The sequence below is a fragment of the Vibrio sp. V01_P9A10T6 genome, assembly GCF_963877065.1.
In the GTDB taxonomy this organism is placed as follows: domain Bacteria; phylum Pseudomonadota; class Gammaproteobacteria; order Enterobacterales; family Vibrionaceae; genus Vibrio; species Vibrio anguillarum.
Map to the genome: position 1 here is coordinate 1 of NZ_CAWNTB010000035.1, position 8,430 is coordinate 8,430.

General features: G+C 44.3%; 6 protein-coding genes and 2 pseudogenes. 3 read left to right on the top strand and 5 right to left on the bottom strand.

Translation table 11 applies throughout. The annotated features are described in order from the left end of the window. The 3 genes and pseudogenes from AACQ21_RS02250 to AACQ21_RS02260 form a co-directional block, all read left to right on the top strand. Positions 1-665: pseudogene (locus AACQ21_RS02250) on the top strand (ISAs1-like element IS1358A family transposase); the annotation flags it as partial. Positions 666-692: 27 nt separating this feature from the next. Further along, positions 693-986 (top strand): annotated as a pseudogene (locus AACQ21_RS02255) (ISAs1 family transposase); the annotation flags it as partial. Positions 987-1,105: 119 nt separating this feature from the next. Then, entirely contained in the window at positions 1,106-3,055 is a 1,950-nt protein-coding gene (locus AACQ21_RS02260) for a polysaccharide biosynthesis protein (protein ID WP_105976318.1), read from the top strand. A 53-nt stretch (positions 3,056-3,108) separates the two neighbouring features. Here the strand turns inward: AACQ21_RS02260 and AACQ21_RS02265 are convergent, their stop codons facing one another. The 5 genes from AACQ21_RS02265 to AACQ21_RS02285 all read right to left on the bottom strand — a co-directional run bounded on the left by AACQ21_RS02265 (position 3,109) and on the right by AACQ21_RS02285 (position 8,172). Further along, positions 3,109-3,837, bottom strand: a complete 729-nt coding sequence (locus AACQ21_RS02265) for a S1 family peptidase (protein ID WP_105976319.1) — start codon at positions 3,835-3,837, stop codon at positions 3,109-3,111. 248 nt (positions 3,838-4,085) lie between these two features. Beyond that, positions 4,086-6,296 carry a YjbH domain-containing protein gene (locus AACQ21_RS02270; RefSeq protein ID WP_105976320.1) on the bottom strand — a complete coding sequence of 737 codons (2,211 nt, stop codon included), beginning with the start codon at positions 6,294-6,296 and terminating at the stop codon, positions 4,086-4,088. After that, complete coding sequence (locus tag AACQ21_RS02275; RefSeq protein ID WP_105976321.1) at positions 6,293-7,147, bottom strand: capsule biosynthesis GfcC family protein; 855 nt, start codon at positions 7,145-7,147, stop codon at positions 6,293-6,295. Before AACQ21_RS02275 ends, AACQ21_RS02270 begins: the two co-directional genes overlap by 4 nt. Beyond that, the gene (locus AACQ21_RS02280) at positions 7,144-7,842 is read right to left on the bottom strand and encodes a YjbF family lipoprotein (protein WP_105976322.1); all 699 of its coding nucleotides are present in this window, start codon (positions 7,840-7,842) and stop codon (positions 7,144-7,146) included. The genes AACQ21_RS02275 and AACQ21_RS02280 overlap by 4 nt, the downstream gene beginning before the upstream one ends. 81 nt (positions 7,843-7,923) lie before the next feature. Then, the gene (locus AACQ21_RS02285) at positions 7,924-8,172 is read right to left on the bottom strand and encodes a hypothetical protein (protein ID WP_164996734.1); all 249 of its coding nucleotides are present in this window, start codon (positions 8,170-8,172) and stop codon (positions 7,924-7,926) included. Positions 8,173-8,430 lie beyond the last annotated feature (258 nt).

The window sequence follows — 8,430 nt, forward strand, 5'->3', positions numbered from 1 at the left end:
CCCAAGCTACTTGACTTGCTAGAGGTAAAAGGCTGCTTGGTTACGATTGATGCAATGGGATGCCAAAAGAAAATAGCGCAGAAAATCCTCGATAAAGAAGCGGATTATTTGTTAGCAGTGAAAGGTATCAGGGAATGCTTGAGCAAGCCTTTGATGATTATTTTCGAATGGACATGCTTCAAGACTTTGACGGCAGCTCTTACAGTACTCAAGAAAAAAGTCACGGAAGAACGGAAACGAGAGTGGCTTTAGTGAACCGTGATTTGTCGGTTTTAGGTGATATTGAGCATGAATGGCCCGAGCTAAAATCAATGGGCATCGTCGCTTCGATTCGCCAAGAATCGGCTGTAGCAACAGAGCAAGAAGTGAGTATTCGTTACTATATATGTTCTAAAGAATTAGAAGCCCAAACTCTGCTTGAAGCGACGCGTTCTCATTGGGGCGTAGAGGCCATGCATTGGTCCCTTGATACCGCATTTAGTGAGGACAACTCTCGTATTAGAGCCGATGATCGCGCAGAGGCTTTAGCAAGGATCAGGCAGATGTGTTTGAACCTATTAAAGAGTGAAACCACCTTTAAAGGTGGTATTAAACGCAAACGGATGAACTGCGCAATGGACGAAAACTACCTAAGTAAGGTTCTCGAAAGCTTTACAGGGCGGTGATGTTCATGCGGTTTCCGTACCGTAGCGAAAGAGTCGGAAGTTACGGTGAGGTACTATATTAGCTCGAAGGATTTAAATGTTAGGGAGTTGTTAAATGAAACGCGTTCACACTGGTTAATTGAGTCGATGCATTGGACGCTCGATACTGAATTTGGCGAAGATACTTGCCGAAAAAGGGCTGAAGAAAGTGCAGAGAACTTCGCAAGGATCAGACAAATGTGCTTAAACATACTGAAGAGTGGAACGACTTTAAAAGCAAGTATTCTAGTATTAAAGACAAAAGAGCAATGTGTGCGATGGATCCTGAGTACCTTTTTTTGAAGGTGTTTTCGAGCCTTTATTAATGGGGAAGTTCATGACTTTTCCGTGGATCCCTAACTTAATAAGTTTTTAAAGCCAACATCAGACAGTATTGGCGTTGGTTTATATAGAGAAATAATATGGCTAGGCTAAATTTTATCTGGAATTTATCGCGGGTGAATAAGCGCATTATCAGCGTAGTAATTGACCTTTTCTTTATCGTATTCTCTTTTTATGCTGCCTATTGGGTGAGAATTGGTGATATTGTTTTAATTAAATCACCAACAGTGCCCTATCTAGTGGCTGGTGTTGCTGTTATCACCATCGTTTCTTTTTTTAAACTTGGGCTTTACCGAGCAGTTCTGCGTTATTTGACCTTTCATGCGTTGGCTGTGGTTAGTATTGGTACGTTGATCTCGGCAGCTTCTGTTGCTGTACTCGCATTCTATTTTAATGCACCTATCCCACGCTCGTTACCCATTATTTATGGAACTTTTCTTTCTCTATTATGTGGTGGTGCTCGGCTGATTGTGCGTGTGCTCGTTGCTCAGCTCAATTGTCAAGGAAACAAGCCAGTGCTGATTTATGGGGCGGGCTCAGCGGGAAGGCAGCTTGCACTAGCGCTCAGAAATTCGGAAACTCATAAAGTAGTAGGGTTTATTGATGAAGATAAAACCCTTGAAAAGACCGTGATTATGGGGTTGTGTGTACATAATGTTGGTCATGCAGATAGGCTAGTTGCTAAACATAATGTAAAGCAGATACTACTTGCAGTACCAAGTGCTTCACGTGCTCGAAGAAAGAAAATACTGGAGTCCTTGGTTCACCTTTCAGCGGAAGTACTTACCGTACCAGATATGAAAGATATTGTTGAAGGTAAGGCGAGTATTGATGAGCTAAAAGACGTTGCGATTGAGGACTTACTTGGGCGAGATCCGGTTACACCACAGCGCTCGTTAATGGAAGCAAACATTAAAGATAAAGTCGTTATGGTCACCGGGGCTGGGGGCTCGATTGGCTCAGAGCTGTGTCGACAAATTATCCTCAGCCAGCCGAAAAAGTTGATTCTTTTTGAGCTTTCTGAATTTGCGCTATACCAAATTGATCGAGAGCTTAGTCAACTTAGTGTCCGCAAAAAACTAAATATTGAAATCGTACCTCTGCTTGGTTCTGTTCAGCGTATTAATCGTTTATCAATGGTGATGAAAAGCTTTAGCATTCAAACCATTTACCATGCCGCCGCCTATAAGCATGTTCCTTTGGTAGAGTTCAACGTAGTGGAAGGGGTACGAAACAATGTGTTTGGTACATACTACACTGCAAAAGCTGCAGTGGAGGCTCAGGTTGAGTCCTTTGTGCTTATCTCTACAGACAAAGCAGTTAGGCCTACTAATGTAATGGGTACGACTAAGCGTATGGCTGAATTAGGTTTACAAGCCTTGGCAGAGCAAGAAAATGAGAAGCTTAAAGGCACCCGTTTTTGTATGGTGCGTTTTGGTAATGTGCTGGGTTCTTCTGGTTCCGTGGTACCACTGTTTAAAAAACAGATAGCAACAGGCGGCCCTTTAACTGTTACTGATCCTGAAATAACGCGTTATTTTATGACTATTCCAGAAGCCGCACAGTTAGTGATCCAAGCAGGAGCGATGGGCAAAGGTGGTGATGTCTTCGTTCTCGATATGGGGGAATCTGTGCGTATTTCAGATCTTGCCAAAAATCTTATTCAGCTTTCTGGGTTGGAAGTGAAAGACGAATCTAACCCATACGGTGATATTGAAATTAGTTATACAGGCCTACGCCCCGGTGAGAAGCTGTATGAAGAGCTTCTGATAGGTGACAATGTTGAGCATACTGCACATGAACGAATCATGACCGCGACAGAAGTAAACTTACCGTTACCTCAATACATGCATCTTTTGGAAGAGCTCGATATTGCTTGCCATAACTTTGATCATGAGCGGATCCGTGAGCTGCTGCTTGAAGCACCGACAGGTTTTACTCCTAGTGATGGTATTTGTGATTTGGTGTGGAAAAAATTGGCTAAATCTGAAGAGATGAAGACTGAAAACAGAATAAGCGATGAAGCCTAGAAAATATAGCCGAACAGATAATCTCTATCGGCTATCCATTCGGCTTATTGAGTTTACTGCTGCCGCGCTAACCTTGTTTCGTTCGTTTCTACATTTGGCCATTGATATTCTCCGTGGTGGTAAGTGTTCACTTGTGCTTTCAACCACGGTTGGATGAAATTGATCGAAACAAAAATGCTTAAGCGTTCGATATCTAATTCTTCTCCGTTCACAAGCCTCGTATCTGCTTTATTTGCAATAGCCGCTAATATACCGACCAATTCGCCTTGTGCATTGAATGCACCACCGCCACTCATGCCCGAACGTATTGGGGCGTCGGTAATGCTGGCTGGGCATTTGCTGAAGTAACGGCTATTGACGAAGTTTAAGTCCAAATGATACGTCCCTTTTCCCATCACCACATCACCACTGCCACTCACACCAAACGCCTCTATTTTTTCTCCTTGATAAACTAGCCCTAATTCTGGAAGTACAACATGTTGGTTGTCTGACTCGATCAAAGCCACATCACAAGTGGGATGGTAAGCTACCACTTTGGCATAATTCATTTTTGCCACATGAGCTGCAGTTAAGCTTAAATTTGGAGTTAAGGGCACACTCGATCCATAACCAAAATACAGCAATGGAATACCGGTGAATTCATAATTAATCGCTGGGGGATTTTGCGCTTTCATGGTTCGCCCGTTAGAGCCTGCGCAACCAACTAAAATGAAAGCAAGTACTAACATTGAGTAACGAGATAACCGACAGAAATGAGATCCGATAACAGGCTGAAGGAACATAAGAACCTCCTATTCAAAGCCAACAATACCGAGATCTTGATGCGCATCTAGATCAAATGTGTTTACCTAATAAAGTATAGATGCAATGGATTACATTGCCATGTGTCACATAAAAAATAGTTATAGTGGATAACTTAATCAATAGTGAGTTGGCTGTTTCTTGTTGAAAAGTAGGGATATTCTTTAGGTAGGCATTAAAAAGAGAGCCCATAAATGAGCTCTCTTTTTATTAGTAACAATAGTCTAAGCTAGTTGCTTGAGATAGGGCGACCATACCAAGGTGAGCGTGCATCCGTCATATCGTACAAGCGATATTGTCGGTTCAGCATTTGCCCACCATCACGTTGAATCGGTAACCAAGATACGGTCACGCGCTGTGTACTCGGCCGAATGGTCATCAAGTCCATAGGAATTGAAACATAAAATCCCTTGGTAAAACTGCCTTCACCAAACTCTTCTGCAGAAAGGTTCGTTTTAGAAATAAACGCACCGGCAATCACACCACTATCAAACTGCTTAGAAAAATCGACCGACATACCGATATCGTCGGTTAAGTAACGCCCCGCACTGACCTTGAGTAACGTATTGTCTATCAATGACCAAAACTTAGGCTGCCAATAGAGCGTTGCATGGCCTGTTACTGTGCCAGTTTGTACTCGATAGTTTTTCTTCGTTTGTGGATCATAATGCACTTCTTCTTTATACAGACCGAAAGCGGTGTCAGGGTCGCGCTGTTTTACATAGTTTCCGTCAATCCCAACCGCCCAATTTTTGCCTAATGGACGATAGAGTATTTCGCCGCCGACACCAGCAAACATGGTTTCGAGATACCCTGCGTAGCTTTGACCAAACCAACTTTGGCCGAAAGTATCAAAGTAGGTTAGTTGCAGGCTATCAAGGCGAACGGCATCTTCATAATATTGTCGAGACAAGGTACGAACCCGTTTCAAATCAGTACCATCTGGCGGTACGGTGTACTTGTATTTGTCGTAGTTATCGGCAAGGTTGCCATAAAGGCTGCCAGAGAGTAGCCAATGATCTCGTGTTTGTACGCTAGCATTAGCACTAACACCAAGCGCGTACAAATAAAAATCTTCAGAGCCACCAAAAGACTGCTGCAACACAGGCGCTAAACCAAATTGCCACGCATCATACTGCTGCGCTTTTACTTCGCCATTGATCGCGACAGGGTTACCGCGCGCACTGGCATCGGTGATGTGAGCGTTAGGGTAATCACGGTCAGCAACGCGGGCAAACGCATTCGCTTTTATTCTGGTCTCAGTGAGAGGCTGATTATTGGCCGTCTCGATGATGCGATACGTCTGTGCATCAATGCCTTGATTTGCCAGCAGCAATGCGGCGCGTTCATGCGCTTCTTTGCGATCGCGATACTTATATTGTTCAGCTTCAATCGTGAGGGTGGCATCATCTTGGTACAAAGTCGCTTGTTTATAACCGGCGATTACATCAAGGTCATGAAGCAGAGTTTGCCATTCAGCATCGTCTAACTCATGTGATTTCGTTTGCGGAGCATAACTGGGTTTGGGTTCATCAACCCACACCGGTTGCATCGTCGCCAAGTTCGTACCCAAGGTAATGCCTGCGGTAAAGGTATTACCGCGTTCATAGCTAAGGCGTAAATCGGCCCAATCAGCAAGAGCGTATACCACACCAAAGTTCCACGGTGTTGAAACGGGCATTACTGCATCACCACGGGTGACGGGAAAATCACTGCGGTAATCATTGCCATCGTATTCCACTTTTAGACGCAGTGGTTGCCAAGGTGTTTGGTATTCAACCCCACCAAATAGCGACGTACAACCCGTGAACATCCGTCCAATATCAAATTGGCCGCCTTTGCCACTGTAACTACCATCGCGACCGCAATCTGGTGTTGAGGATTTATCACCCGTTAAATTCGCGTTGTTACCCAAATAACCCCAGCCAACGCCGAGTGTGACATCCAATGGGCCAAAACGTTTACTGGCTGCAATAAATTCGCCATCAAACAAACCTGTACCGCCAACATCACGTAACCCTACCGACACTTCCGGCAGCCAATATCCCTCTTCTAGCAAACGCAGTTTGGCATCAATCGATTTATCCGTGTATTTCGTATCACCGCTAAAGCTGGTATCGCCGCTGTAAAGTAGCTCATGCACTTGCGTGTAACGAATCGTCGCTTCTAGCCATGGGAAGAGTTGGAGTGAACTGACGTAATGAATGTAATCATCGTTGTTTGTGACGCTTAAACTGAATTGGCCTTCTGGCATCATGCGGGCACTGGGCATCTGTATTAAGCCTGTACCACCAAAATCAGTTTGAGAATGCACCAGCGTCGGGTAGCTGAATTCGTCAGCTTGGCTCGGTAACGCCAAACTAAACACAATGCAGCACGCCATACAAGTGACGCGAGGTGGTTGAATCGTCGAAGACGAAAGATAACTCAGTTTCATCATGGCAATTGATTTCGCAGCAGTTCAACGACAATGTCGTTCACATTGTGTAGTGAATATTGAGGATAAAGTGATGTCGTTTCGATAGGGAAAGGCACGTAAAGTGTCGCTCCGGGCGCAATATCTTGAAAGTCGTGATTCCAATAGGCGACATCATGCAGTGAGGCGTGACCATCGGGTTGAATCACCCATACTTGCGAGATATCCGCCTCAGCAAGGCCTGCCGAGCGAACATAATGACCCGCATCGGTGCGTGGTTTCCAAGCCATGTCACCAGCTTGTTTAACATTCCCCAAAACTGATACTGTGGTGGGTAACGTATTGAGTGACAGCAGCCATTGACCTTGTAATTTCGGGTTCTGACTGGCCGTGATGCGCGTGATGTCGGGATCAAGCGGAGTAAAAATACGCTGTGCAAAAGTGCGTGCGCGTAGCTGCTCTTTCAACTGACGCCAGCGCTTTTTGTGAGCCGATGCGGCCAAACTTTCTTGATGGGTGATCACAAGCAGAACCTGCTGCTTTTTTTGATACGGGCTGGTCACATCAAACAAGGCGCTGCTTAGCCAATCGATATCGGCAGGTAATTGCGCACTGGCATTTAGCGCATTGATGACTAATTCATCCACTCTTGGTACCGATGCAAAAGAGAGGGAGAGGGCAGGTTTCTCTGCGCTTCTCACTTCAACCACACTAGCCGGTGCACTATAGGCAGCCGGTGATAGTGCGCATAATACGCCCAGCAGAAAATGCTTCATTAATGTGGGTTTTATTAATGTAGCTTTTGGCACTGATGCGCTCAGTAACGTGCGTTTTTCTAGCCAAACGTAGCGTATTAAGTTAGGCCATAGAATCATGACTTATTCGCTCCTGAGAAAGGTTTAGCAACAATCAGTTCAAAGCGCGCCATGCCGGGTGCTGGCGTTTGTTCGCTGGCGACGACTTCGCCACTGCTTGGATCAAGCCAATAGTGATTCGTGTAATGTTGGTCAATCGCTAAAATCGTCACATTTTCCACTACATGTAATAAATTTCTAGCGCCCTGTGGCAATAGCTTTTGCTCCTCACCTTGTACAACAAAGCGAGATTGAGCGTGATACTGGGTGTGATAGCCCGGCTGCCAGCTGATCTCATATTCCCAGTAGCGCGGGGTGCTGGAATCATGCAAACCAATCGCTAGAGGATCAGGCTGCTGCGATCGAATATTGGATAAATTCGCATCCAGCAAATTCACGGTTTTAGTGATTCGCCCTGCCGAGGTAACGATCATCTCATGATTTGCGGATAAATATTTTAAAGCCAACGGGTTGGATTGAAATTGGCTAGAATCTTTTTCGGCCCAAGCTAATATCATTAATGCTTGAGGGTTATCACCTTGCTTTACATAAATACTAGCGTAGGGCAACTCATTAATTTTATTTTGCGAGATACTTAATGATTCAGGGCCAAATAGAGCAAGATTTAAAGAATCAGTAAAATATTGAGTGTTTTGTGTACAGCCTGTAATTAAAAAACCGCAACAAATAAATAACGAGTGAATAGCAAACTTCATAATAGGGGCTTAATAATAAAAATTCGTCATTTGAATATTTAAAAAACAACCGCCAATGGCGGTTGTGAATTAAGCAGGCGCTTATTGCGCTGCGGTTACTGTGGTGGTAGTAGAAGTACCTGAATTGCTTGAAGCAACTACTATACCCGCTACTAGTGCGCCACCGATAGCTACAGACGTTGCCGTTACTGTACCTACTGCTGCTGTTGTCGCTGCTGTACCGCCAGCGGCTCCGCCAGTGGTTGACGCTGTTGTTGTCTCTTCAACAGCAGCCATCGCTACGCCACCAAAAGCAAAAGATGCTAATAGTGCGATTGCTGTTTTTTTCATAGTATTCCCCATGAAGTTTAATTACATCGATGTATGCCCAATATAGATTGGGCGTCGCAACAATAAACATTATTGATGTCAATGTAAACAAGTTGCACTCTAGGCGAATCGACTATTTCAATTAAGATTAAAAAATAATCAGCTATTAACTAACTTAATAGTAAATAAAGCGAAATCAATAAGGAAAATACTTACAGGGTAGGAAAATACTTACTTCACATTCAATAGTAACCTATGTATCATTCCGCAGCCTTTGAT